The sequence below is a fragment of the Enterococcus sp. DIV2385 genome (assembly GCF_051711925.1).
Lineage (GTDB): Bacteria > Bacillota > Bacilli > Lactobacillales > Enterococcaceae > Enterococcus > Enterococcus faecalis.
In genome coordinates this window covers 2,669,752-2,694,592 of sequence record NZ_JBIONV010000001.1, presented here as the reverse complement: position 1 = coordinate 2,694,592, position 24,841 = coordinate 2,669,752, and the positions used below count along the sequence as shown (strand labels likewise).

The 24,841-nt window shown below is 39.5% G+C and carries 22 protein-coding genes; 16 read left to right on the top strand and 6 right to left on the bottom strand.

Annotation, left to right across the window (positions count from 1 at the left end; all coding sequences use genetic code 11):
* Nucleotides 1-152 precede the first annotated feature (152 nt).
* Both IGM04_RS13010 and IGM04_RS13005 read left to right on the top strand, forming a co-directional pair.
* A complete protein-coding gene (locus IGM04_RS13010; protein WP_086318120.1) occupies nt 153-1,448 on the top strand; it encodes an AAA family ATPase in 1,296 nt (431 codons plus the stop codon).
* 8 nt (nt 1,449-1,456) lie between these two features.
* Complete coding sequence (locus IGM04_RS13005; protein ID WP_086318121.1) at nt 1,457-2,089, top strand: RloB family protein; 633 nt, start codon at nt 1,457-1,459, stop codon at nt 2,087-2,089.
* A gap of 66 nt (nt 2,090-2,155) precedes the next feature.
* On the opposite strand, the gene IGM04_RS13000 is transcribed toward IGM04_RS13005, so the two are convergent.
* Complete coding sequence (locus tag IGM04_RS13000; RefSeq protein ID WP_002358973.1) at nt 2,156-3,148, bottom strand: biotin--[acetyl-CoA-carboxylase] ligase; 993 nt, start codon at nt 3,146-3,148, stop codon at nt 2,156-2,158.
* A gap of 138 nt (nt 3,149-3,286) precedes the next feature.
* On the opposite strand from IGM04_RS13000, the gene IGM04_RS12995 reads away from it, so the two are divergent.
* The 5 genes from IGM04_RS12995 to rpoC all read left to right on the top strand — a co-directional run bounded on the left by IGM04_RS12995 (nt 3,287) and on the right by rpoC (nt 12,284).
* Nucleotides 3,287-3,502 (top strand): zinc ribbon domain-containing protein, encoded by a 216-nt coding sequence (locus tag IGM04_RS12995; RefSeq protein WP_002354768.1) that lies wholly within the window; start codon nt 3,287-3,289, stop codon nt 3,500-3,502.
* A gap of 405 nt (nt 3,503-3,907) precedes the next feature.
* Entirely contained in the window at nt 3,908-4,138 is a 231-nt protein-coding gene (mazE, locus tag IGM04_RS12990) for a type II toxin-antitoxin system PemI/MazE family antitoxin (protein WP_002354773.1), read from the top strand.
* Nucleotides 4,138-4,479, top strand: a complete 342-nt coding sequence (locus tag IGM04_RS12985; protein ID WP_002354774.1) for a type II toxin-antitoxin system PemK/MazF family toxin — start codon at nt 4,138-4,140, stop codon at nt 4,477-4,479. The genes mazE and IGM04_RS12985 overlap by 1 nt, the downstream gene beginning before the upstream one ends.
* A gap of 370 nt (nt 4,480-4,849) precedes the next feature.
* Nucleotides 4,850-8,464, top strand: a complete 3,615-nt coding sequence (rpoB, locus tag IGM04_RS12980) for a DNA-directed RNA polymerase subunit beta (RefSeq protein WP_033597801.1) — start codon at nt 4,850-4,852, stop codon at nt 8,462-8,464.
* 166 nt (nt 8,465-8,630) lie between these two features.
* Nucleotides 8,631-12,284: a DNA-directed RNA polymerase subunit beta' gene (gene rpoC / locus IGM04_RS12975; RefSeq protein WP_002354777.1), complete on the top strand. Its 3,654-nt coding sequence runs from the start codon at nt 8,631-8,633 to the stop codon at nt 12,282-12,284.
* Between the two features lie 48 nt (nt 12,285-12,332).
* Here the strand turns inward: rpoC and IGM04_RS12970 are convergent, their stop codons facing one another.
* Complete coding sequence (locus IGM04_RS12970) at nt 12,333-13,025, bottom strand: prepilin peptidase (RefSeq protein ID WP_025193894.1); 693 nt, start codon at nt 13,023-13,025, stop codon at nt 12,333-12,335.
* Nucleotides 13,026-13,133: 108 nt separating this feature from the next.
* On the opposite strand from IGM04_RS12970, the gene IGM04_RS12965 reads away from it, so the two are divergent.
* The 5 genes from IGM04_RS12965 to rpsI all read left to right on the top strand — a co-directional run bounded on the left by IGM04_RS12965 (nt 13,134) and on the right by rpsI (nt 17,123).
* Nucleotides 13,134-14,654, top strand: a complete 1,521-nt coding sequence (locus tag IGM04_RS12965; RefSeq protein ID WP_086318122.1) for a gluconokinase — start codon at nt 13,134-13,136, stop codon at nt 14,652-14,654.
* A gap of 83 nt (nt 14,655-14,737) precedes the next feature.
* Entirely contained in the window at nt 14,738-15,457 is a 720-nt protein-coding gene (locus IGM04_RS12960; protein WP_010778023.1) for a DUF5105 domain-containing protein, read from the top strand.
* A gap of 127 nt (nt 15,458-15,584) precedes the next feature.
* Nucleotides 15,585-16,052, top strand: a complete 468-nt coding sequence (locus IGM04_RS12955) for a Dps family protein (protein WP_002354782.1) — start codon at nt 15,585-15,587, stop codon at nt 16,050-16,052.
* Nucleotides 16,053-16,288: 236 nt separating this feature from the next.
* Nucleotides 16,289-16,717 (top strand): 50S ribosomal protein L13, encoded by a 429-nt coding sequence (gene rplM / locus IGM04_RS12950; protein WP_048670019.1) that lies wholly within the window; start codon nt 16,289-16,291, stop codon nt 16,715-16,717.
* A gap of 13 nt (nt 16,718-16,730) precedes the next feature.
* The gene (rpsI, locus tag IGM04_RS12945; RefSeq protein ID WP_002354786.1) at nt 16,731-17,123 is read left to right on the top strand and encodes a 30S ribosomal protein S9; all 393 of its coding nucleotides are present in this window, start codon (nt 16,731-16,733) and stop codon (nt 17,121-17,123) included.
* 316 nt (nt 17,124-17,439) lie between these two features.
* On the opposite strand, the gene IGM04_RS12940 is transcribed toward rpsI, so the two are convergent.
* Complete coding sequence (locus IGM04_RS12940; RefSeq protein WP_086318123.1) at nt 17,440-17,661, bottom strand: helix-turn-helix transcriptional regulator; 222 nt, start codon at nt 17,659-17,661, stop codon at nt 17,440-17,442.
* Nucleotides 17,662-17,761: 100 nt separating this feature from the next.
* Between IGM04_RS12940 and IGM04_RS12935 the strand changes: the two genes are divergently transcribed.
* The 4 genes from IGM04_RS12935 to IGM04_RS12920 all read left to right on the top strand — a co-directional run bounded on the left by IGM04_RS12935 (nt 17,762) and on the right by IGM04_RS12920 (nt 20,490).
* Entirely contained in the window at nt 17,762-18,010 is a 249-nt protein-coding gene (locus IGM04_RS12935) for a helix-turn-helix domain-containing protein (RefSeq protein ID WP_370684192.1), read from the top strand.
* A 112-nt stretch (nt 18,011-18,122) separates the two neighbouring features.
* A complete protein-coding gene (gene dcm / locus IGM04_RS12930; RefSeq protein ID WP_086318125.1) occupies nt 18,123-19,247 on the top strand; it encodes a DNA (cytosine-5-)-methyltransferase in 1,125 nt (374 codons plus the stop codon).
* Nucleotides 19,248-20,318 carry an HpaII family restriction endonuclease gene (locus IGM04_RS12925; RefSeq protein ID WP_033625203.1) on the top strand — a complete coding sequence of 357 codons (1,071 nt, stop codon included), beginning with the start codon at nt 19,248-19,250 and terminating at the stop codon, nt 20,316-20,318. It begins immediately after the preceding gene.
* Complete coding sequence (locus IGM04_RS12920; protein ID WP_256924933.1) at nt 20,293-20,490, top strand: DUF3427 domain-containing protein; 198 nt, start codon at nt 20,293-20,295, stop codon at nt 20,488-20,490. Before IGM04_RS12925 ends, IGM04_RS12920 begins: the two co-directional genes overlap by 26 nt.
* A 44-nt stretch (nt 20,491-20,534) precedes the next feature.
* On the opposite strand, the gene IGM04_RS12915 is transcribed toward IGM04_RS12920, so the two are convergent.
* The 3 genes from IGM04_RS12915 to IGM04_RS12905 form a co-directional block, all read right to left on the bottom strand.
* Complete coding sequence (locus IGM04_RS12915; RefSeq protein WP_002396798.1) at nt 20,535-23,054, bottom strand: sigma 54-interacting transcriptional regulator; 2,520 nt, start codon at nt 23,052-23,054, stop codon at nt 20,535-20,537.
* A 147-nt stretch (nt 23,055-23,201) separates the two neighbouring features.
* Entirely contained in the window at nt 23,202-24,029 is an 828-nt protein-coding gene (locus tag IGM04_RS12910) for a PTS system mannose/fructose/sorbose family transporter subunit IID (protein ID WP_086318126.1), read from the bottom strand.
* Nucleotides 24,026-24,841 carry a PTS mannose/fructose/sorbose/N-acetylgalactosamine transporter subunit IIC gene (locus tag IGM04_RS12905; protein ID WP_002365419.1) on the bottom strand — a complete coding sequence of 272 codons (816 nt, stop codon included), beginning with the start codon at nt 24,839-24,841 and terminating at the stop codon, nt 24,026-24,028. The genes IGM04_RS12910 and IGM04_RS12905 overlap by 4 nt, the downstream gene beginning before the upstream one ends.

The window sequence follows — 24,841 nt, the reverse complement described above, 5'->3', positions numbered from 1 at the left end:
TAAGAAAATTTATTGTTTTTTAAATAAATTTAAAGGTGTGGGGGAAAAGCGTTATTTCGGGAAATTTATTTTAAAAACGGAAAAACGTTTTACAGCATCAGTCTTTAACGATATAATAAAAGAATAGATGAAAAAACGAGGAGGTGAACAGCATGCTAGTTAATTTTACAGTCAAAAATCTTCTATCTTTTAAAGAGGAACAAACACTTTCCCTACAAACAGGTGCGTATTTACGAAAGTATGTCAATAATCGTTTCGAAGTGAAACCTAAAAATTACCCAGAAAAACTAAGGTTACTGAAGAGTGCCATTGTTTTTGGGGGAAATGGTTCAGGAAAATCAAATTTAGTGAGTGGGTTAAATGCATTAAAAACATTAGTTTTAAGAGAACAAGCTTCGATTAATGATGCTTTATTATATGAACCTTTTGCGTTAGACCCTCTCACTAAACAGAGCCCATCTGTTATGACCATTGAATTTATTAATGACAGTGTCTTGTATCGCTATTCGTTAGCTAACACAGCGCGCGAAGTAGTTAAGGAATCTTTAGAGATTTATGACAAAACGCAGGATGATTTTGTTTATTATTTTAAGAGAGACGGTGCGGAATCTTCCGTTTTTCCAGAAAAATATCAAGAATACCAAACACAAATTAAGTCTAATTCGTTAGTTATCCATACGTTGGAATCAAAAAATGATCAGCACGCTACGAATGTCGTTCGTTGGTTTGCCAATCAGTTAGTTATTTTTGATGGGTCTTTATGGAATATTGAACGGCTGAGCAATGAAAAAGACAAAGAGAAAGTCTTGAACTTTTTGAAACTTGCGGATATGAACATGGTTGATCTGGTTCCTGTGAAAGACAAAGAGGAAGATTACTCGAAACAAGAAAAATTAGCCGCTGTTTTAGAACGAATTATCCAAGAAAAAGACCCGACCATTGAAATCGGTCGAGTCAAGAAAAGTCTGTATTCGCTGTACTCTGTTTATAACCAATATGACGAAATGAATCAAGTGGTCGGACAAGAACGTATTCATTATGATTTGGAATCTTCTGGGACGAAAAAATTAATTGGCTTAGCGCTAAATATTTTATTTAATCCAGAAGAAAAAGTTTTTGTTTTTGATGAATTTGATGATGCATTTCATCAAGAGTTGTCAGGAACATTGTTAGAAGCGTTCAATGCCATAGAGACGAATACACAATTTATCTTGACCTCCCATGAACTTCATTTGATGGATAATCAATTGAGAAAGGATCAAATTTACTTCACAGATAAGAATTATCGTGGCGCCAGCGAATTATACGCTTTGTATGACTTTGAAGCAGACCCAAAAAAAGGTCGCGGAGATATCACATATTATCGCCGTTATTTAAATGGTCTGTTCGGTGGTGTTCCTCATATTGATCGAAGTGAAATCGTTCAGGCAGTGAAGGTAAAGGAGTAGAAGTTGGTATGCCAAAAATAAAAAGGGTAAAAAAAGGAAAGAAATTAAAACCAAATGTCATGATTTTTTGCGAAGGAGAAACAGAAGAAGCTTACCTTAGATTGATTAAACGAAAATATTCTGCAGTCAATATTAAAAGTAAACTCAAAGTAAAAACATGTAGACGTCAAGGAGAGGCGTTGGTCGAATACGCCGTTTCCTGTATTCGGAGTATGGGAAAAGCGGAGCGAGACAATTATGATTTGTTTTATGTTATGTATGACAAGGACGAACAAACCACAGAATCGATTGAAAACGCGGTAAGATGTGCGCAACGACATCGTCCTGAAATCAAGATAATTTTTTCAAATGAATGCTTTGAACTCTGGTTATTACTTCACTTTGAGGAAGTCAATCGATACATGACTAGAGAAAATTTATATGGGAGATTAGAGAAAGTTCTGCATTTAAAAGACAGTTATCGAAATTTTAAAGGCGCAGAAGTATGTAAGTATCTTGAAGAAAAAGTAGCTATTGCTTTTCAGAATACGAATAAAAACTGGTTGTCTCCTTTAGAAGAAATGAAAATCAATGAAAATCCCTATACGAATTTCCCAAAAGAATTGTGCGAAATGTTAGCACAAAAAGAAGTTGATTTTTAAAGAGCAAGAAAGCATCTGTTTAAATTTAGACAGATGCTTTCTTGCTCTTTTTCTAAACTTCCCCACTTATCCTCGACGCCATTCACCAATCTGGTCCAAACTAATTTCCCCAGAAGACAACGTTTTGGCCGTGCCATCAGGCAACTGGACAATCAATTCTCCATTTCCATTAATGGTTGTCGCAACGCCGCGGAAGTCTTGCCCGTTTTGGGTAAAAGCGACGTCTTTGCCAATCACAAAGGAGCGTTGTCGGTATTCTTCTAAAAAGTCTTTCGTTGAACGTTCGTCTAAAATTTGATAAAAATGATTCCAAATGTTGGCGACTAATTCATTTCGCGTCGCTGTCGGTTCACCATCTGGGAAAAGAGAAGTCACTTTCTGCCGAATGTCCTCAGGAAATTCGGTTTCTGTAATTGAAAAATTAATCCCCATGCCGATGATAACATTAGAAATCTGCCCTGTTTCCACATTGCTCATGGCTTCCGACAAAATCCCGCAAACTTTTTTGCCGTTTAAATAAAGATCATTGACCCATTTAATTTCTGTGTGAACGCCTGCCAGAGCATCCATTGCTCGAGCGACCGCTACGGCCATAATCACAGTATATTGGGCGATTTCTTCAAAATTTTGGTTCGGTTGAAGCACCATGCTCATGTAAATCCCTTTACCTGGCGTAGCGAAAAACGGTCGGCCGAACCTGCCCCGCGGCATTTCTTGCATGTCAGCAACAATCAATGTATTGTCGGGCGTCTGGTCTAAAATCGCCCGCTTAGCATCGGTCATGGTAGATTCAGATGTTTCTAGGACGGTAATTGTTAAAGGCGGTGTTTGTGGCCATAATGCCAACTGAATGCCTTCTGCAGAAAGGACATCTGATTTCTCAAGGCGATACCCCTTATTTTGCACGCTAGTAATTTGATAGCCATCTTTTTTCAATTCATTAATTGCTTTCCAAATAGCTGTGCGAGATAAGGACAGACGTTGTGCCATCTCTTCGCCCGAAAGGAATGCGGGCGTTTGTTTCATCAATAAAGTTAGGACTTGGCTTTTTGTCGACATATTTTTTCCTCCGATTCGTTATGCTTATTGTAGCGGAAAGGAAAAGGCTTGGTCAACTAGTGAAAAAATCCATCTTAGGATGGAGGAAAATGAAGCAGGCGTTTGCTATACTTGTTTTATTGAGAAGGAGTGAGGGGAATGGAAAAGCAACAATATGTTTGTGAGAAATGTGGCAACATGCACTATGTGTCGGACCAATTTCAAGCAACAGGTGGGAACTTTGCGAAAATTTTTGATGTTCAAAATAAAAAATTTATTACAATTAGCTGTACCCAATGCGGCTACACCGAACTTTACCGCAGCCAAACAAGCGGCGGCATGAATGTCCTAGACTTTTTATTAGGTGGCGGTTAGTCAAAAACGAATGCATCTTTGCATTCGTTTTTTTGTGTGAATAGAAGATAGGGGAAAAGGAGGTCGGGCCAGAAGCGTTTAACTCCGAGAACCAAGTAGGTACGATGATTTCATCTGTTCATGCTTCACAGTGAAACATCGCAACTCTTAGAGCTGTAGCTCTTTTGAAGGCTGTACTGTGACGAGACGCATGTCGAGAAAACACCTTAGAAGTTGTTGAGATCGGAGCAACGCGTAGTGTTGCTTCTGTTCCCGCCGTTTATCAGTTTTTGAGCGTGGAGCAAAAATCCAAAGTGATTTTTGTCCCACACGCATTATATAGTAAACTCAGTCACATTAAGTGTGATTTAAAATTCTTTCCATCATTGCAAAGGCATAGTATAATGAAGCGAAGGGAGTGATTTCATGCTAACAACTAAATCAAGAAGACAAGGAAGCTCGGTCGTTTTAACTTTACCCACTGATAATGGTAAAAAACCAAAAGTCGACCAAGAATATATTGTGATGTATTCTGACGACGGTACAATTACATTAGTCCCTAAAATTCAGGATCCATTTAGTGAAGGTCCAGAAGGTGAGTATTATGAAAAAGATGAGTGGCATGATCTTGCACCTGAGGGGAGAGAACTTTTTTAATGAACGTTGAAAAGAAGTACATTCCCAAAAAAGGAGATATTGTATGGATTGATTTTGATCCTGCTGCAGGTAAAGAAATTCAGAAGAGACGCCCTGGTTTAGTCGTGTCAAGATATGAATTTAATCGGAAAACCATGTTTGCTGTGATTTGCCCGATTACTTCCACCATTAAAAATATTCCCACTCGATATACGTTGCCCGATGACATAGAAACCCAAGGACAAGTAGTGATCTCACAACTGAAGTCTTTGGACTTCACTGAAAGAAAATTAAGTCAAATTGAGCATTTGCCATTAAAAGATATGGCGAAAATTGACCAAATAATTGAATATATTTTCTAGTTGTTGAAAAAATGCGTAATTATTTATTACGCATTTTTTCATTAAAACCCTTTACAAAAAAACTCCTTTTTATGAAAAAGAAAACCTTAAAGAAACCCTTGACTTTTCTAGACAAAGGTAGTAGAATCTATAGAGCAAAAACTATCTGAAAGTGACGAAGCAGGAGCGAAATATTGTCCGTTCCGGTTTTTTATAGGAAAACAAAAGTAGAAACGCCAGAAAATTTTTCGGAAGCATGTTCTATTTTTGGTTTTTTTTTGCTTAAAAACTGCAAAAAATGCTTTTTGTTACATATATTTAATATATGTAACGTAAATGTAATTTTTCGGATCGGTGTTTTGATAGACTTATAACTAGAGGGGTGAAGAGCTTGGCTGGACACGTAGTAAAATACGGAAAGCATCGCGAACGTAGAAGTTTCGCACGTATCAGTGAAGTATTGGAATTACCAAATTTAATTGAAATCCAAACAGACTCTTATCAATGGTTTTTAGATGAGGGACTTCGTGAAATGTTTGAAGACATTTTACCAATTGATGATTTCCAAGGAAACTTATCCTTAGAATTTGTTGACTATGAATTAAAAGAACCAAAGTACACAGTAGAAGAAGCCCGCGCACATGATGCCAACTATTCTGCGCCATTACATGTAACATTACGTTTAACCAACCGTGAAACAGGTGAAATTAAATCCCAAGAAGTCTTCTTCGGCGATTTCCCATTAATGACAGAAATGGGTACCTTCATCATCAACGGGGCAGAACGTGTTATCGTTTCCCAATTAGTTCGTTCTCCAGGTGTTTACTTCCATGGAAAAGTGGACAAAAACGGCAAAGAAGGTTTTGGCTCAACAGTCATTCCTAACCGTGGTGCATGGTTAGAAATGGAAACAGATGCGAAAGACATTTCTTATGTTCGGATTGACCGCACACGTAAAATTCCTTTAACTGTGTTAGTTCGTGCTTTAGGTTTCGGTTCAGATGATACCATCTTCGAAATTTTCGGCGACAGCGAAAGCTTACGCAACACAATTGAAAAAGATTTACACAAAAACGCAAGTGATTCTCGTACAGAAGAAGGCTTGAAAGACATTTATGAACGTCTTCGCCCAGGCGAACCAAAAACAGCAGATAGCTCACGTAGCTTGTTAACTGCACGTTTCTTTGATCCAAAACGTTATGATTTGGCAAACGTTGGTCGCTACAAAGTTAACAAAAAATTAGACTTAAAAACACGTCTATTAAACTTAACCTTAGCTGAAACGCTAGTTGATCCAGAAACTGGTGAAATCATTGTCGAAAAAGGCACGGTTTTAACACACCAAATCATGGAAACATTAGGCGAATACATTGACAACGGCTTAAACAGCGTAACTTACTATCCAAGTGAAGATGCGGTAGTAACCGAACCAATGACGATCCAAGTGATTCAAGTTCTTTCACCAAAAGATCCTGAACGTATCGTAAATGTGATTGGTAACGGCTATCCAGACGACAGCGTCAAAACAGTTCGTCCAGCAGATATCGTTGCTTCAATGAGCTACTTCTTCAACTTAATGGAAGATATCGGCAATGTCGATGACATCGACCACTTAGGTAATCGTCGTATCCGTTCAGTAGGCGAATTATTACAAAACCAATTCCGTATTGGCTTAGCCCGTATGGAACGTGTGGTCCGTGAAAGAATGTCTATCCAAGACACAGAAACATTGACACCACAACAATTAATCAACATCCGTCCAGTGGTAGCAAGTATCAAAGAATTCTTTGGTTCTTCACAGTTATCACAGTTCATGGACCAAACAAACCCATTAGGTGAGTTAACCCATAAACGTCGTCTATCAGCCTTAGGGCCTGGTGGTTTGACTCGTGACCGTGCCGGTTATGAAGTTCGTGACGTTCACTACTCTCACTATGGTCGTATGTGTCCAATTGAAACGCCTGAGGGACCAAATATCGGGTTGATCAATAGCTTATCTAGTTATGCGAAAGTGAATAAATTTGGTTTCATCGAAACGCCTTATCGCCGTGTTGATCGTGCGACAGGCCGTGTTACTGATCAAGTAGATTACTTAACAGCAGACATCGAAGACCATTATATCGTAGCGCAAGCGAACTCACTTTTAAATGAAGATGGCACATTTGCCAATGATGTTGTTATGGCGCGTCTACAAAGTGAAAACTTAGAAGTTTCCGTAGACAAAGTTGACTACATGGACGTTTCACCAAAACAAGTAGTCGCAGTCGCAACAGCATGTATTCCTTTCTTAGAAAACGATGACTCCAACCGTGCCTTGATGGGTGCCAACATGCAGCGTCAAGCGGTGCCGTTAATTCAACCACGCTCTCCGTGGGTAGGTACAGGTATGGAATATAAATCAGCCCATGACTCAGGTGCTGCTTTACTATGTAAACATGACGGTGTCGTAGAATTCGTCGATGCAAAAGAAATTCGCGTTCGTCGCGACAATGGCGCATTAGACAAATATATGGTTACAAAATTCCGTCGTTCTAACTCAGGAACAAGCTACAACCAACGCCCAATTGTTCACTTAGGTGAAAAAGTTGAAAAAGGCGATACTTTAGCGGATGGACCTTCTATGGAAGAAGGCGAAATGGCTTTAGGGCAAAACGTCTTAGTTGCCTTCATGACATGGGAAGGTTACAACTACGAGGATGCCATTATCATGAGCCGTCGTTTAGTTAAAGACGATGTCTACACTTCTGTGCATATTGAAGAATATGAATCAGAAGCACGTGATACAAAATTAGGACCTGAAGAAATTACCCGTGAGATTCCAAACGTTGGGGAAGACGCGTTGAAAGACTTAGACGAAATGGGGATTATCCGTATTGGTGCTGAAGTTCAAGATGGCGACTTACTAGTTGGGAAAGTCACACCTAAAGGGGTTACAGAATTATCTGCAGAAGAACGTTTATTACACGCAATCTTCGGGGAAAAAGCCCGCGAAGTTCGTGATACGTCTCTCCGTGTACCTCACGGTGGCGGCGGTATCGTTCATGATGTGAAAATCTTTACTCGTGAAGCTGGCGATGAATTATCACCAGGTGTCAACATGTTAGTTCGTGTCTATATCGTTCAAAAACGTAAAATTCACGAAGGAGATAAAATGGCGGGACGTCACGGAAATAAAGGGGTTGTTTCCCGTATTATGCCGGAAGAAGATATGCCATTCTTACCTGACGGAACACCTGTTGATATCATGTTGAACCCATTAGGGGTACCTTCTCGTATGAATATCGGACAAGTACTTGAATTACACTTAGGTATGGCTGCTCGCCAATTAGGTATTCACGTCGCAACACCTGTTTTCGATGGGGCAACCGATGAAGACGTTTGGGAAACTGTTCGTGAAGCTGGTATGGCTAGCGATGCTAAAACAGTTCTTTACGATGGACGTACAGGTGAACCATTTGATAACCGTATTTCCGTTGGTGTCATGTATATGATTAAATTAGCCCACATGGTTGATGACAAATTGCATGCTCGTTCAATCGGACCTTACTCTCTTGTTACGCAACAACCGTTGGGTGGTAAAGCTCAATTCGGTGGACAACGTTTCGGGGAAATGGAAGTTTGGGCACTGGAAGCTTACGGTGCTGCTTACACATTACAAGAAATCTTAACTTACAAATCTGATGACGTTGTCGGACGTGTGAAAACATACGAAGCCATCGTTAAAGGTGAACCAATTCCAAAACCAGGTGTGCCTGAATCATTCCGAGTATTAGTGAAAGAATTACAATCACTTGGTTTAGACATGCGTGTCTTGGACATTGAGGAAGCTGAGATTGAGTTACGCGATATGGACGATGACGATGATGATTTAATCACCGTTGACGCACTAACCAAATTTGCGGAACAACAATCAGCGAAACAGCTGGAAAAAGAAGCAGAATCAGTCGTGAAAGAAGAAGCACAAGACGTTGTTCAAGAAATTGAAACAGCCGAAGACAGAGACTAATTTGTCGCTACCACTCTGATGAGTTGATTCAACTGCGACTTTGTTGCAACTGCGCAAGCCATTACTTGTTCCAAGTGTCGTCAGACCTTCTTTCAAGTGATGCTTGCCATTTGCTAACAAGTTGCTGACTCAGCTTCTCTAAATAAGGAAATGGAGGGAATTCCTTTTGATCGATGTAAATAAATTCGAAAGTATGCAAATAGGGCTTGCTTCACCAGAAAAGATCAGAAGTTGGTCTTATGGGGAAGTTAAAAAACCCGAAACAATTAACTACCGTACATTAAAACCCGAACGTGAAGGGTTATTCTGTGAACGCATTTTTGGTCCAACCAAAGACTGGGAATGTGCTTGTGGTAAATATAAACGTATCCGTTATAAAGGTATTGTCTGTGACCGTTGTGGCGTTGAAGTCACTCGTTCAAAAGTACGTCGTGAACGTATGGGACATATTGAATTAGCCGCACCAGTTTCACATATCTGGTACTTTAAAGGAATTCCATCTCGGATGGGTCTTGTTTTAGACATGAGCCCTCGTGCATTGGAAGAAGTCATTTATTTTGCTTCATACGTTGTCATCGAACCAGGTGACACAACATTAGAGAAAAAACAATTGTTAACGGAACGCGAATATCGTGAAAAACGTGAACAATATGGCCAAGCCTTCAAAGCTGCTATGGGTGCCGAAGCCGTGAAACAATTATTAGATAACGTCGATTTAGATGGCGAAGTTGCGCAATTAAAAGAAGAATTAAAAACAGCTTCTGGTCAAAAACGGACACGTGCCATCCGTCGTTTAGACATCTTAGAAGCCTTCCGTGCTTCTGGTAACCAACCAAGCTGGATGGTAATGGATGTTATCCCAGTTATTCCACCAGATTTACGTCCGATGGTTCAATTGGAAGGTGGTCGTTTTGCAACAAGTGACTTAAACGACTTATACCGCCGTGTTATCAACCGTAACAACCGTCTAAAACGTTTATTAGACTTAAATGCGCCAAGCATCATTGTTCAAAACGAAAAACGGATGTTACAAGAAGCGGTCGATGCTTTAATCGATAATGGTCGTCGTGGCCGTCCAGTTACTGGACCAGGTAACCGTCCATTGAAATCTCTTTCTCACATGTTGAAAGGGAAACAAGGTCGTTTCCGTCAAAACTTACTAGGTAAACGTGTTGACTATTCTGGTCGTTCCGTAATCGTCGTTGGTCCGTTCTTAAAAATGTACCAATGTGGTTTACCAAAAGAAATGGCGATTGAATTATTCAAACCATTTGTAATGCGTGAATTAGTACAACGTGAAATTGCGACAAACATTAAAAATGCGAAACGTAAAATCGAACGTGGCGAAGATGAAGTTTGGGATATCTTAGAAGAAGTTATCCAAGAACACCCAGTTTTACTTAACCGGGCACCTACGTTGCATAGATTAGGGATCCAAGCTTTCGAACCTGTTCTTGTTGAAGGTCGTGCGATTCGTCTTCACCCATTAGTTTGTGAAGCCTACAATGCCGATTTCGATGGAGACCAAATGGCGGTTCACGTGCCTCTAAATGAAGAAGCACAAGCAGAAGCTCGTATGTTAATGCTTGCTGCCCAAAATATCTTGAACCCGAAAGATGGTAAACCAGTTGTTACACCATCTCAAGATATGGTCTTAGGTAACTACTACCTAACAATGGAAGAAGAAGGCCGTGAAGGGGAAGGCATGATCTTCCGCGACATGAACGAAGCTGTTTTAGCATGGCAAAATGGCTACGTGCATTTACACTCACGGATTGGGGTTCAAACAACACTTTTAGGTGACAAACCATTTACTGATTGGCAAAAAGAACGAATCTTAATCACCACAGTTGGTAAGATCATCTTTAACGAAATCATGCCTGTTGAGTTCCCTTACTTGAACGAACCAACAGACTATAACTTAACTGTTCAAACACCAGATAAATACTTCGTAGAAGCTGGTACAGACATTCCTGCACACATTAAAGAGCAAGAATTAGTTTTACCATTCAAGAAGAAAAATCTTGGAAATATCATTGCTGAAGTCTTCAAGAGATTCCACATTACGGAAACCTCTAAAATGCTTGACCGCATGAAAGACTTAGGTTACAAACACTCAACTTATGCTGGGATGACGGTAGGGATTGCCGATATCATGGTTCTTCATGAAAAACAAGCAATCATTGATGCTGCCCACAAACAAGTTGAAACAATTACTAAACAATTCCGTCGTGGTTTAATTACTGATGACGAACGTTATGAACGTGTAATCGGCGTTTGGAACGGTGCCAAAGACGAAATCCAACAAAAACTGATCGAAAGTATGGAAGCTCGTAACCCAATCTTCATGATGTCTGACTCTGGAGCCCGTGGTAACATCTCCAACTTTACACAGTTAGCTGGTATGCGTGGTTTGATGGCCGCTCCGAATGGACGAATCATGGAATTACCAATCATCTCAAACTTCCGTGAAGGACTTTCTGTCTTAGAAATGTTTATCTCAACTCACGGGGCTCGTAAAGGGATGACCGATACGGCCTTGAAGACAGCCGATTCAGGTTACTTAACACGTCGTTTAGTTGACGTTGCCCAAGACGTAATCATTCGTGAAGACGACTGTGGCACTGACCGTGGTCTTGAAATCGAAGCAATTCGTGAAGGTAACGAAATTATCGAACCATTAGACGAACGTCTATTAGGTCGTTATACACGTAAATCAGTTGTTCATCCAGAAACTGGTGCAATCATCATTGGTGCGGATCAATTAATCACTGAAGATCTTGCCAGAGAAATCGTGGACGCTGGTATTGAAAAAGTAACCATCCGTTCTGTCTTTACATGTAACACAAAACATGGTGTATGTAAGCACTGTTACGGACGTAACTTGGCAACTGGTTCTGACGTTGAAGTCGGAGAAGCAGTTGGTACAATCGCCGCTCAATCTATCGGGGAACCTGGTACACAGTTAACCATGCGTACGTTCCATACCGGTGGGGTTGCCGGTGACGATATCACTCAAGGTTTACCTCGTATCCAAGAAATCTTTGAAGCACGTAATCCGAAAGGACAAGCAGTGATTACAGAAGTAACCGGTGAAGTTATCGATATTTCTGAAGATCCTGCCACACGTCAAAAAGAAGTAACCATCAAAGGAAAAACAGATACACGTACCTATACTGTCCCTTACACTGCACGTATGAAAGTTGCTGAAGGCGACATCATCCACCGTGGTGCACCGTTGACAGAAGGTTCAATCGATCCAAAACAATTATTACAAGTTCGTGATGTTTTATCTGTTGAAAACTACCTATTACGTGAAGTACAACGTGTTTACCGTATGCAAGGGGTAGAAATCGGCGACAAACATATCGAAGTAATGGTTCGTCAAATGTTACGTAAAATCCGCGTAATGGATCCAGGTGACACTGAAATCCTTCCAGGAACATTAATGGACATCGCAGAATTTAAAGACCGTAACTACGACACATTAGTTGCTGGTGGCGTCCCTGCTACTAGTCGTCCAGTCTTACTTGGTATTACCAAAGCGTCATTGGAAACAAACAGCTTCTTATCTGCTGCATCCTTCCAAGAAACAACACGCGTGTTAACAGATGCTGCTATCCGTGGCAAAAAAGATCCATTACTTGGATTGAAAGAAAATGTTATCATTGGTAAAATCATCCCAGCTGGTACTGGTATGGCGCGTTACCGTAACATGGAACCAAAAGAAGTTGGCGTAGCTAGCGAAAACGTTTATAGTATTTCAGACATTGAAGCACAAATGGCTGCTGAAGATGCGATGAAAAACATCAATAAATAAACCCTAAAAAGCCGTAAGGAGCATGCTCCTTACGGCTTTTTTTATTTGCTATAACCAACTGATTGTGAGTAAACCCAAACTTAAAAAGGGGACAAAAGGAAGTTTCTGTTCAACTGGATACCCCAAAAATTTACAACTGTAGCCATAGATTAGGCCATAACTACTGGCAAAAAATAGTAGCATCAGCAACTGAGATACCTGTAAAAAACAGCCCCACAAACCCAGTAACAAAAGATCCCCTCGCCCCATGGCTTCCGGAAAATAATGTAAGACGGCTCGGAAAAAACAAAAACAAAAAAGACCAGTCAGTAAGTAAAACGAATGCTGACCCGCAATTTTCAGCAAGCAAAGTACAAAAAAACTAGGATAAAGAATCTTCGGTTCAACCACTAAATACCAGTAATCAATCAAGGATAATGTGAAAGCACTCGTCAGCCACCACCAGAGAATCAAAGCATCAATCGTCAGGCCAGCTGAAAAACAGCTTGCGGTTAACCCGCCCATGACAAGTTCTGCTAAAAGATAACTCTTAGCCACTGGCTGTTGACACTTTCGACAACGAAAGCGCTGCAGCAAAATCGAAACAACTGGAATTAATTCATAGAGTTGTAGAGGCTGGTGGCAACCTTGACAGTGGGAAGGGGGCCACCACAGAGAACGCCCTACTGGTAAGCGCTCCGCCACTAAGCATAAAAAAGAACCGAAACAGGCACCAATCAAAAAGAGACTCAAGAAAAACATAGGTTACCTCCTTAAAAATAAACTACGCTTTTTTTAAACTTTTTCATTTGACTAGACAAATCTTTTTTTGTTAGGAATAATAAAAGAAACAAGAAATGAGGGAATCAAATGGAAAAATTAGCGATTGGTGTCGACGTTGGCACCACGCAAGCCAAAGCAGTGGCTTTTCAACCCAATGGCACAGTCGTAGCTTCTAGCTATGTGCGTTATCCATTAATTCAAGAGACTGAAGGAATGGCGGAGCAAGACCCAGAAACGCTGTTCCAAGCTGTGGTGAACTGTATTCGAACCGTCACACAACAAGTGAAGAATCAACCAATTGGGCTCATTTCTTTTGCTTCAGCGATGCATGGCTTAATTGCCATGGATGCGCAAGGACGCCCATTGACCCAAGTGATTACTTGGGCTGACACACGAGCATCTGATTATGCGGAAGCGTTAAAAGAAACGCCAGCGGCCCAATTGTTTTATCAATTGACAGGCATGCCAGTTCATCCAATGGCGCCTTTGTACAAGATTCGCTGGCTGCAGGAAAATCAGCCAGCCGTTGCGCAGAGCGCGGCCAAGTTTATTGGGATTAAGGACTACATTTTTTACCGTTTCTTTGGCGAATACTGGACAGATTATAGTAGTGCTTCAGGAATGGGTTTATTTAATATTCACACGCGACAATGGGAAACGTCGATTTTAGCGTATTTATCTATTGAGGAGGAACAGTTGCCAAAAGTTGCCCCGTCAACGTTCATTTTTCCAGCGTTAGCGCCTTCTTGGCAAGAGATGCTTGGTGTTGAGGAGGAAACGGTTTTAGTTCTTGGTGGTGCGGATGGCCCGTTGTCTAATTTAGGTTTGGGAGCGCTAGGAATGGGTGTAGCGACTTTGACCGTTGGTACGAGCGGCGCACTTCGGTATATTGTCGAAGAACCTTTTTTGCATCCGCAAGGTGAAACGTTTTGTTTCGCTCTAGATGAACAGCACTGGGTGATTGGTGGCGCAAGTAGTAATGGTGCAGTTGCGTTAGATTGGGCGAGCCAAACGATTTTTGCAGAAGAACGTCAGCAAGCTATCCAAAACGGGACCAATCTCTATGACCCAATTATGGCCAAAATTGCAACCGTGCCAGCTGGGGCAAATGGCTTACTGTTTCATCCTTATTTGCTAGGTGAACGAGCACCGCTGTGGAATGCAGAGGCGAGCGCAAGTTTTATTGGCTTGCGCAAAAATCACCACGCCGGACATTTAGCTCGAGCGGTGGTGGAAGGAATCTGTTTCAATTTAAAAACTATTTTAGAAGATTTGAAACAACTCGGTGGACCCGTTCAGGAGATTCGGGCGACAGGCGGCTTTGCTGATTCCCCTGTGTTCCGTCAAATCATGGCTGATGTGCTGGGAGAAACGTTATCGTTCACTGATAGCACCGAAGCTTCGGCATTAGGCGCTGTTTTGCTAGGCTGGCAAGGCTTAGGGCAATTACCAAATTTGCAAGCAGCGGCGCAACAGGTGCTGATTCATGAAACGGTCACGCCACGAGCGGATCAATTGCTAGTTTATCAAGAACTGTATCCTGTTTTTCAAGAAACCCAACAAATTTTAGCACAAAGTTATCAAAAATTAGCAGAATTCCGAAAATAATTGATAGTAAATAGCTTTGACAAATGGCTGAGAAGTTGCTTAACTAGAAGAGAGACAAAGACTTGAGGAAATGAGGATGAGAAATGAAGAAGCAGCTACTACCACTATTTCTGTTATTCATTGGGGCGTTAGCAAGTTGCAGTGCACCGTCTCATTCCGGCGAAAAAGCAGCGCAACAGTTGGTAGATTACTTTATTTATCAAGAAAAGACAGCGACATTCTCTCAAACTTTTCGTGAACCGAAAGTCTTAGTGGAGCATTTGCAGACGAGCCGTCAACAGTTCCAGAAGCAGTTTTTCAATAGCTTAAAAGAAATGAACGCTGAAGTCACCGAGACCGAAGCCCAGAAGCTTAGCGCAGAATTACTGGCTCAAGTGAAGAAAAAAGCGTCATATCAACTAGTAGCCACGAAAGAATTGAATGGGCAAGCGACAATCACCTTTCAGATTAAGGGCTTAGATTTTGTGACGGCGATTGAAGATACAACCACTGCTCTTCTTCAGCAAACGCAACAGGCAACACAAGCGCTAGACATGCAGCACACGTTAGCCGTTTTAAAAAAAGAAATCCAACAAATCAATGTCAGCCATGAGCCAGTTGAACTGCCATTAACGGTTAAGCAAGTAGAAGGGCAATGGTACTTGCCGGCAGCGGAGCAACTGAGACTGAATCAGTTTTTTTTAGCTTTCGTCACAGGAAAAGAAGATACTGACCAGTTGACGGAGGCACTCGACACGATCCTCACTCAAGCGGAACAAAAAGTCGTCACTGCGGATGAAAAAACAGCGATTTCAGGAAATTAATTAGATTCTTAATTGTAATTATTATAATTTGATAACAATTTTAAAAAAGAAAGGTTTTCAGTGTACTTTTTTCACAATTCATATTACACTAAGAGTGTAGAAATAATATTTAGGAGGATGACAAAGAATGAAATTTGAAAAAACAAAAGAAATTTTGAACCAACTCGTTGCAGATTTAAGCCAATTTTCCGTGGTAATTCATCAAACACATTGGTATATGCGTGGACCTGAATTTTTAACACTTCACCCACAAATGGATGAATACATGGATCAAATCAATGAGCAATTAGATGTTGTTTCAGAACGTTTAATCACATTGGACGGCTCTCCATTCTCAACATTGCGTGAATTCGCAGAAAATACAAAAATTGAAGATGAAATTGGTAACTGGGACCGCACCATTCCAGAACGTATGGAAAAATTAGTAGCAGGCTACCGTTACTTAGCAGACCTTTACGCAAAAGGAATCGAAGTTTCTGGTGAAGAAGGCGACGACTGCACACAAGACATTTTCATCGCAAACAAAACAGACATCGAAAAAAATATTTGGATGTTACAAGCCAAACTTGGCAAAGCGCCTGGTATTGACGCATAATTTAAAACAACTCCCAAAGCCGCTGACGTTGACGTTGGCGGTTTTTTTCTGTTTAAAAGGCACAAAAAAATAAGTGAAAATCTATTTTCTGAAAGCGCAGAAAAACATTGACTTTATCAGTGATTGAAGGTAAAATATTAAATGGTATTGTTTGCCCCACAATGAGCCCCGGAAACTCAAGTGTATGTCAAACATCGAAAACAAAATTGGAGGAAAGAAACGTGCGTACAACATATATGGCCAAAGCTGGCGAAGTAGAACGTAAATGGTACGTAGTAGATGCAACAGATGTTCCTTTAGGACGTCTATCAGCAGTTGTTGCTTCTGTACTACGTGGTAAAAATAAACCAACATTCACACCACATGTGGATACTGGAGATTTCGTAATCGTAATTAACGCTGATAAAGTAAAATTAACAGGTAAAAAAGCTACAGACAAAATTTACTACCGTCACTCAATGTATCCTGGAGGATTAAAATCAGTGACTGCTGGTGAATTACGCGACAAAAACTCTCGCCGTCTTATCGAAACTTCTGTAAAAGGTATGCTACCTAAAAACACTTTAGGACGTAAACAATTTACTAAATTGAACGTATACGGTGGAGCTGAGCATCCACATGCTGCACAACAACCAGAAGTATTAGATATCACGAACTTAATTTAAGGAGGGAAATTCATTGGCACAAGTACAATATAGCGGCACAGGCCGTCGTAAAAATGCAGTTGCCCGCGTACGCTTAGTACCAGGTACTGGTAAAATTACTGTAAACAAAAAAGACGTAGAAGAATATATTCCACATGCTGACTTGCGTGAAGTTATCAACCAACCATTTGGCGTAACTGAAACAAAAGGCGCTTACGATGTAATCGTAAACGTAAACGGTGGTGGCTATGCTGGACAATCAGGAGCTATCCGTCACGGAATCGCTCGTGCATTGTTACAAGTAGATCCTGACTTCCGTTCTGCTTTAAAACGCGCTGGGTTACTTACTCGTGACGCACGTATGGTTGAACGTAAAAAACCAGGTCTTAAAAAAGCTCGTAAAGCTTCACAGTTCTCAAAACGTTAATTATTTGGAATCGTTGCGAACGTGTTCGCTTACGAAAACAATCTGGGACGAAGATTTCCTTGGAAATCGAGTGCCACTCAATTATCATTTTGAAAGACACTTTCTCGTTGCGAGAAAGTGTCTTTTTTTGTTGTAGTAATTACAGTGTTATTTCTGCTATACAAGTCTTATAGGCTGATTACACGCTTATCTTTATTACCAATAGAATGACGGAACCTGATTTCAAAATTATACGTCTCCTAAAAACACACTTATGCAGAGGATAAATTTCTTTTTAGTTAATTTTATAATTTTGTTCACCTACATATTTTTCTGTTTAACTTTCCTTAACAACGAATATATCCTCAATCCTCACATGGAAAAATTTAGCAATCCTAAAAGCTAATAATAAAGAAGGATTATAGCGGTTTTTTTCTAACTGAAGAATGGTTTGTCTCGAAACACCGACCTTTTCTGCAAGTTCTTGTTGAGTCATGCGATGAATTGCTCTATATACATGGATAGAACTGACGAAATTTGCTTTTTCTACTTTACTCATAAATACACTCCTTTTTTATAAAACGCATGTCTATACGAACAACACTATAAAAATAGTTTACTATACGATGTTTATATAGACAACAGTTGAAAAGGAGAAAATGACTATGAGTCAAGAAAAAACATCGGTTAAAGTAGAATTATTGATTAATGACTTACTAGCTGAAAGAAATATGTCTCTGAGAGAACTAGCGAGATTGTCAGGTATTGAACCATCTAATCTCAGTAATCTTGCGAATGGCAAGCGAAAAAGAATCTATTTGGAACACATTGAACGTATTGCAGATGCTTTGGAGATTGAAGATATATCCCGTATTATGAGGTTGAACAAAACTAGAAATATATTATAATTTCTTATTAATAAATATTATCTTCACTATTTTGAACATACGTTCTTTTTTGTATATTTTAGCTCTCAGATATGCTATAATATCAGAATACTAAAAGATGTGGTGATGAATAATGACTTTAAAAATGATAGATTTATGTGCGGGCATCGGAGGAATACGACGAGGGTTTGAACTAACAGGGAGATTTACTAACGTATGTTCTGCTGAAATAGATCCATTTGCTATAAAAACCTATAAACATATATTTAATGAAGACCCCACAGGCGATGTCACTTCTCGAGAATTTAAAAATAAATTACTTAGTGAAGAGTTTGACGTATTATTAGCGGGATTTCCTTGTCAATCTTTCAGTAGAGCGGGCCAACAAAAAGGTTTCTTAGATTCTACACGAGGCACTATTTTCTTTGATATTGCGGAAATAATAAAAGAAAACAAACCTTCTGTATTTTTGTTAGAAAATGTGGATAATCTCTTTTCTCATGATAAGGGAAATACTATCTCTACTATTATGGAAGTTTTAGTTCATGAATTGAATTACTCTATAATTGGTGTTCATGAAGACGACTATGGAAATTTGACTTGGGAGCGTAATCAATTTATAAGAAATTCAAGGAATTTTGGAGTTCCTCAAAATCGCCCGAGAGTATATATAGTCGGTTTTAGCAACGAAAAGTTTGGTAAAGATGCTCTATTAGAAACTTTAGAAGAGTTACCTAATGGTAGAAATGACTTAAATTTATATAATGATTTAAACGATTTACTTGAAGTCAATGCTCCTGCTAAATATTATTTAGCAGAAGGTATGCTAAATACCTTAGAAAATCATAAAAAAAGACATTCTACTAAAGGTAATGGGTTTGGTTTTATGGTTGTAAATGATCCAGCTAGAAAGAGACCATTAATTTCAAATGCAGTTTTAGCAACTGGTGGTTCAGGTAAAGAAAGAAACTTAGTTATAGACAGTACAGAATTTGCTGGACAGATCGTTAGTAATAAGCATACTCCAATTAATAATAAAGGTATTAGAAATATGACGCCTAAAGAGTGGGGAAAGTTGCAAGGATTTATAAACTATGCTTTCGTTGATAATTCTGGGGTTGATCATTTTGAATTTCCAGATAATCTTTCTGATACTCAAAAGTATAAACAATTTGGAAATGCAGTAACAATTCCTGTAATTGAGAGCATTGCTCAGCATATAATAAAAATGTTGCAAGCATTGGGAGAGATAGATTAGATGAGCGAAATAAGAGGGAACAAAGGTGAGTGGAGTGAACTATATGTTTTTCTAAAGGTATTAGCAGAAGGGAAATTATATGGTTCAGACGAATTTTTAAATTTGAATGAAGATATATTTTATAATATTTTAAAAGTCATACGTACAGAGAAATTTAATGGTACATATGATTACAATAGATCTGGTGCTGTTATATGTATAGTTGATATGGACAAATCTTTTCAGTTAGAGATTGATGTATCTGAGTTTATTTATTATTCTAATTTTTTATTAAAGCATATTAAGGAAATTCAAGGAAGAGGTAATAATCGTATTCCTGAAATAGAAAGCTTTTTAAAAAGTATAAAAATAAAAAAATTAACCGCAGATAATGATACAAAGAGCGATATAACTATTCAAGTACGAGACTCGTTTACAAGTTCCGAACCAGTATTAGATTTTAGTATAAAATCTCAGCTAGGGTCTGCTCCGACTTTGTTAAATGCTAGTGGAGCAACTAATTTTAGATATGAATTATCAAAACGACTAGATCCTGAAGAAGTTAACAGGATAAATCAGTTAAAAGGAGGGCCTTCGGTAAGGCTAAAAGAGTTAATAGATAAGGGTATAACTCTAAATTTTAAAGAATGTGTAAATGATAATTTTAAGTTTAACTTACAGATGATAGACTATAAAATGCCTAATATTATAGCAGATTTATTATTATATTCAAATATCAATCAAATTACAAAATTAGACGAAGTCTACAAAACCAGTTACATACCTGATAATGATATGCTGGATTTGACAATTCATAAGGTTAAGCAATTATTAATGAATGCTGCGTTAGGCATGATGCCTAGCAAGCGCTGGGATGGAGATGACGAAGCAACAGGAGGGTATATTGTAGTGAAAAAAGATGGGGAGTTAGCTTGTTTTCATATATACAATCGCAATGCATTAAAAAAATATTTATTTTTAAATACAAAACTTGAAAATGGATCACAAGGAAGACATGGTTTTGGTAAGATATACACAGAACATAACAAAAATTATTTTAATTTAAATTTGCAGATTAGGTTCATTAAATAATGAAACAGATTTCTATTATCTAGGCGAAGTAGCCCCTCTTCAAGAAACTATCCAACAAGTCGAAAAACAAGACAAAGAGGGTAAGAAAAAAAGCGTCGTTAAACTAGACTTTACCTTAGAAACACCTGTAGAACCTAATATGTATGAATTTTTAACGCAGAACACAAACTAAAAAAGCCACTTTCCTCTGGAAAGTGGCTTTTCCCATCTCCCCCCTCACCGAGAAGACAAAATTTCATAAATCACATAGAGTTCCCAGTTGGAAATCTCTATTCGATAAAACTGTTCTAGAGTATAGAAAATGTTTTTAGCATTTTGGAAAAATGGTTTTTGGTTAATGGTTAGTTCCTCGAGGTTAGCAGGGATTTCATAGTCTTCAACGCCGAGCATGGTTCGCTCTACCATGAGCGCGTTGTGCATCATTAAGTTAAATTTCATTTTGCCGCTGAGTGTGAGGTCGAAACGTTTTTCAATGTTTTTTGTAACGTTTTCGACTTGTTTAATAATGACGTCAGGATTTAGAAATTCTAGTTTTTCTGACAAGCCTTCTTTCGAGAAGAAGTGAACAAATTCGTTAATCATGCTATCAATGTTATTGGGATGCATCAAGTTTTGGAAAGGTTCCATCAACTGGGTTCCTGCATCTTCGTCTAACATGTCTAAGAGATTCACGCTAGCAACATTCGTATGATTGTCTAAGTAGGACGTCGTCAAAATGAGCGAGGTTTCTTTTAAATAATTTTCTTCGGCGTTGGCAATGTCTAACGTGTTTACCAAATCTTTGTATTTTAGGGTAATGACTTTAATGTCAGTATACAGGTATTTTTGACAGATTTGTTTGATTTGCTTGGCAATATCCAGACCTGAAATACTAGAGACAATGATATTTTTTTCCACTGAAAAGCCTTCAAAGTACTGTACATCGGTTTTAAATTTTTTTTCAGCGGTTTTAGCAATACCATAGAAAAGTTGTTCGTTCATTAATTGATGACCAATTTCCAACGCATAGGCAGTGGTCAGGTTATTGATCACCAAAAGTTCTCCAAGAATTTGCGGTTTCAAACTTTTATAAAGTTGTGTCAGGGAACCCATATCGACGAGCATAATGACGCCTTGTGATGTGTCCCGCTGAGAAAGCCAGTCTTTAACTTCGGCGACGATATCTCGGACGGAAGAGGTTAAGGGCATGTTAATCGCATCGAAAATATAGGTACCACATAATTTGTTGGCAACGGCTTGAATACTTGTGGCAGTCGATTCACCATGCGCCACGAGGAGCGCTTGGTAAGGAATCGTTTCAGAAATTTCTCCGCTAAGTAATACAGATAAGAGTACCTCTGTCAAGAAACGGTATTCTTCTGGCAGCGGACTGACTAAGTTTTTCACGAGGGAAACCGTTCGCGGATAGTGTTCTTTTAACTGTGTTTGGACTGGAAGGAGCACTGTTTCGTTAAATGTTGGCGGTAAAATTTTCAGCAATTTGGCAACATCTTTCATCGGTTTTTCAGTTTGCTCAGGTTGGTTAATAATTAGTTTGTTTTTGGTTTGGACTTCCGTGACTAGGTTTTGTAAAAAATAATCATTTTCCAAGGTTATTTCATCGTCTAAACAATATTTAATGAATTGTGTCAGTTCAGTTTTTAAGTGGGCCAGTGTTTTTTCTTTTGTAAACAAGGCTTCAAATGTTGCGAAAATATCGGAAGAAAGTGTGTCTTCTTCTAACACTTCTTTGTCTAAAGGAATCGCAATCATTGGTTGAGTCGCATCGCCAATGACGACAGGTTGATTGGGCAAAGTTTTTCGTAATTGCGACGCGCAAAGGAGCTGCACTTTGTTGGATAAACTCCCCACGTTGCCAGGTTCGTCATTTTCTAATAATGCCGTAAAGATTTCTTCGTCCACGTTGATGTCTTTGGTCATTCGTTTCGCTTCTCGGTGGAATAAGTTTTTTAAAATCGCAATCCGTTCTCGAATGGGGCGCTCTTTGAAGTTCGGAAGTGAGACGATTACGGAAATTCGGCGATAAAAGGTTGGTAATAAGACTTTTTTCGGGTTTTCGGTGGTTGCAAATAGTAGCCGGACCTTGGAATGCACCATTTTTCCTTCTTCACCAATGGGGCGGAAGGTTCCTGTATCCATAAACTGAAAGAGTTTTTCTTGGTTTTCGTTGGATAATCGATGTACTTCATCTAAAAAGAGTACGGAATTATTGGCTTGGGCCAAGAGTCCTTGCTTTTCTGATTCAGCTCCAGTAAATGCGCCTTTGGTATGGCCGAAGAGAATGGATGACAGTAATTCGGGATTGTTGGCATAATCGGCACAGTTAAAGGTGTAGAATTTTTCCAGGCCAATGATTTGTTCGTTTTTTAGATACTCATAAATCAGCTTTGCCAAAAAGCTTTTGCCGACGCCACTGGCTCCATGGATTAATAAAGGCATACCCAATGGGGGATACAACATAGCGGCTTTGCATTGTTCAATGGCTTTTTTGGCGCTGCCTTGGCTACCGATGTATTGTCGAAACACATCGGTCGTGGGGGTTGTTGCACGGGTTAATTGCCAATAAACGGGTTTTTTTCCCGTTTGTTGGACTTCACCTTTTTCCAATAATTTATTTAAGTATAAGCTGGTTACCGAGCGGCTTAATTGAATTTTTGTGGCAATTTCTTGTGTGCTCATCGGGGTGTTGCTGGTTTCTAAAATATCAACTAAGTGTTGGTAGGTCTCCAAGCGCATGATTCATCGTCCTTCCAAAAGAGAGGTCGGGACAGGGGTTGCTTCTGTTCCCGCCGTTTATCAGCTTTTAAGCCTGAGATAAAAATCACTTTGGATTTTTGTCTCAGGCTCTAAGTGTTTAATAATTAAATGTTTATTGTTTCAATTTTAACAGATGCCTAGTAATCCTAGCAAGATGCCTAAGAACATGATACCAAACATCACCACGTTAACATTGACTTTTTTGCGTAATAGCCAGAAAGCAAGTAACGTCACGGCTAATGGTACGATACCGACGAATAGTTGATCCAAATAGTCTTGGATTTTAACTACGTCTTTGCTTCCTTTAACGGAAACTTCAAGAATCGTTTTGAATTTTACATTTGAAGCAGTCATACTGCCCATCATCATTAAGCCTAGCATACTTGATACTTTTGTGAGTATCTTCATTCCGCCTGATTCGTACATTTTTTGGATAAAACTTTCACCGATTGAGTAGCCGCTATACAACGCATAATAGTGAATCAGGAACGCAGGAACGTTGTATAAAAGTAAGAAGACAATCGCCCCTAATGGCGAACCAGTGCTGGCTAATGAAATCCCAATACTGGCAGCAATGACACGCAAGATGCCCCAGAAGAAGGAATCACCGATGCCTGAAAGTGGCCCCATTAGTGAGGCTTTAACTGCTGTAATAGAGCTAGCATCAAAGTTTTCGTCTTCACTGTTTTGTTTTTCCATCGAAGCAACGAGCCCCATGATGAAGTTATTGATATGCATGGTTGCATTGAACCAAGTGGTGTGACGCACCAATGCCTCGGCCCGTTCTTCCTTGGTTTTATAAAAACGATTGATAACTGGGAGTAAAGTGTACATGACACCCACTGCGTGGTATTGTGTAGCTCCTGTCCGGCTAGCATTCATCGTCCAAGAACGCCAGAAAACAGAGCGCATCATTTTTTTCTCTTCTTTAGATAAATTCTCTTTTAACTTCATGCGAAAAAGTCCTCCTCTTCGATTTCTTTCGCGCTGCCTTCAACCGCAGAAGACGCCGCAGGTTTTCTTTTTAGAATGTCGCGAAATTCTACATCCCGTTGGGCACTCACGACACAAATTACTGTCCCGATGACCGCCACCGCAACGGCTGGTAATTGTAGGTACGCGGTTAAAACAAAGCCTAAAATGTAAAAGACGGCTAATTTATTATCCCATAACAGTTTCATTAACATAGCAAACCCAACGGCAGGTAAAAGTCCGCCAGCTGCGCTTAAGCCGTTCATCAAATTTTGTGGAATACTTTCAACAAACAGATTTACTGGCCCGCTTCCTGCTAAAATTCCGATAAATGAAATCGAAGCGATGATTAAATAATAAATAATCCACGTTCCGTAATGCAGTGTCACAACCATTTTTTGGTTGCCTTCACGTGCTGCTTTGTCAAGAGAAGGAGCAAAGATATTCATAAAGACATTTTTTAAAAACATCACCACGAAAGCGGCTAACATCCCAATTGGTACGGCTAACGTCATGGCGGCTTTTTGTTCGACATTTGAAATAATTGCAAACGTTGTGGCTAAAGTAGTCGCAGTTACAGGTTCCGCTGCGATAACACCACCGATATTAACATTTCCTAAGAAAATTGCTTCCAAAGAGGCCCCCATTAAGACCCCTGTTTTCATGTCGCCCATTAAAATTCCTGTGACTAATCCAACGACTAAGGGACGTTCCATCATACTTTGACCAGTTAAATAATTCCCAGCAAAACAGATAAATACAGCTAAGGCTGCCATTGTTGCATGCATAAGCAT

Bases quoted from the DNA above. Each gene is read 5' to 3' on its own strand.
- mazE (WP_002354773.1), top strand. From the start codon at position 3,908: ATGCTAACAACTAAATCAAGAAGACAAGGAAGCTCGGTCGTTTTAACT.
- IGM04_RS12955 (WP_002354782.1), top strand. From the start codon at position 15,585: ATGAAATTTGAAAAAACAAAAGAAATTTTGAACCAACTCGTTGCAGAT.
- IGM04_RS12925 (WP_033625203.1), top strand. From the start codon at position 19,248: ATGAGCGAAATAAGAGGGAACAAAGGTGAGTGGAGTGAACTATATGTT.
- IGM04_RS12935 (WP_370684192.1), top strand. From the start codon at position 17,762: ATGACTATGAGTCAAGAAAAAACATCGGTTAAAGTAGAATTATTGATT.
- IGM04_RS12965 (WP_086318122.1), top strand. From the start codon at position 13,134: ATGGAAAAATTAGCGATTGGTGTCGACGTTGGCACCACGCAAGCCAAA.
- IGM04_RS12995 (WP_002354768.1), top strand. From the start codon at position 3,287: ATGGAAAAGCAACAATATGTTTGTGAGAAATGTGGCAACATGCACTAT.
- IGM04_RS12910 (WP_086318126.1), bottom strand. From the start codon at position 24,029: ATGAAGTTAAAAGAGAATTTATCTAAAGAAGAGAAAAAAATGATGCGC.
- dcm (WP_086318125.1), top strand. From the start codon at position 18,123: ATGACTTTAAAAATGATAGATTTATGTGCGGGCATCGGAGGAATACGA.
- IGM04_RS12970 (WP_025193894.1), bottom strand. From the start codon at position 13,025: ATGTTTTTCTTGAGTCTCTTTTTGATTGGTGCCTGTTTCGGTTCTTTT.
- IGM04_RS13010 (WP_086318120.1), top strand. From the start codon at position 153: ATGCTAGTTAATTTTACAGTCAAAAATCTTCTATCTTTTAAAGAGGAA.
- rplM (WP_048670019.1), top strand. From the start codon at position 16,289: ATGGCCAAAGCTGGCGAAGTAGAACGTAAATGGTACGTAGTAGATGCA.
- IGM04_RS12985 (WP_002354774.1), top strand. From the start codon at position 4,138: ATGAACGTTGAAAAGAAGTACATTCCCAAAAAAGGAGATATTGTATGG.
- IGM04_RS12915 (WP_002396798.1), bottom strand. From the start codon at position 23,054: ATGCGCTTGGAGACCTACCAACACTTAGTTGATATTTTAGAAACCAGC.
- IGM04_RS12960 (WP_010778023.1), top strand. From the start codon at position 14,738: ATGAAGAAGCAGCTACTACCACTATTTCTGTTATTCATTGGGGCGTTA.
- IGM04_RS12940 (WP_086318123.1), bottom strand. From the start codon at position 17,661: ATGAGTAAAGTAGAAAAAGCAAATTTCGTCAGTTCTATCCATGTATAT.
- IGM04_RS13005 (WP_086318121.1), top strand. From the start codon at position 1,457: ATGCCAAAAATAAAAAGGGTAAAAAAAGGAAAGAAATTAAAACCAAAT.
- IGM04_RS13000 (WP_002358973.1), bottom strand. From the start codon at position 3,148: ATGTCGACAAAAAGCCAAGTCCTAACTTTATTGATGAAACAAACGCCC.
- IGM04_RS12905 (WP_002365419.1), bottom strand. From the start codon at position 24,841: ATGCTTATGCATGCAACAATGGCAGCCTTAGCTGTATTTATCTGTTTT.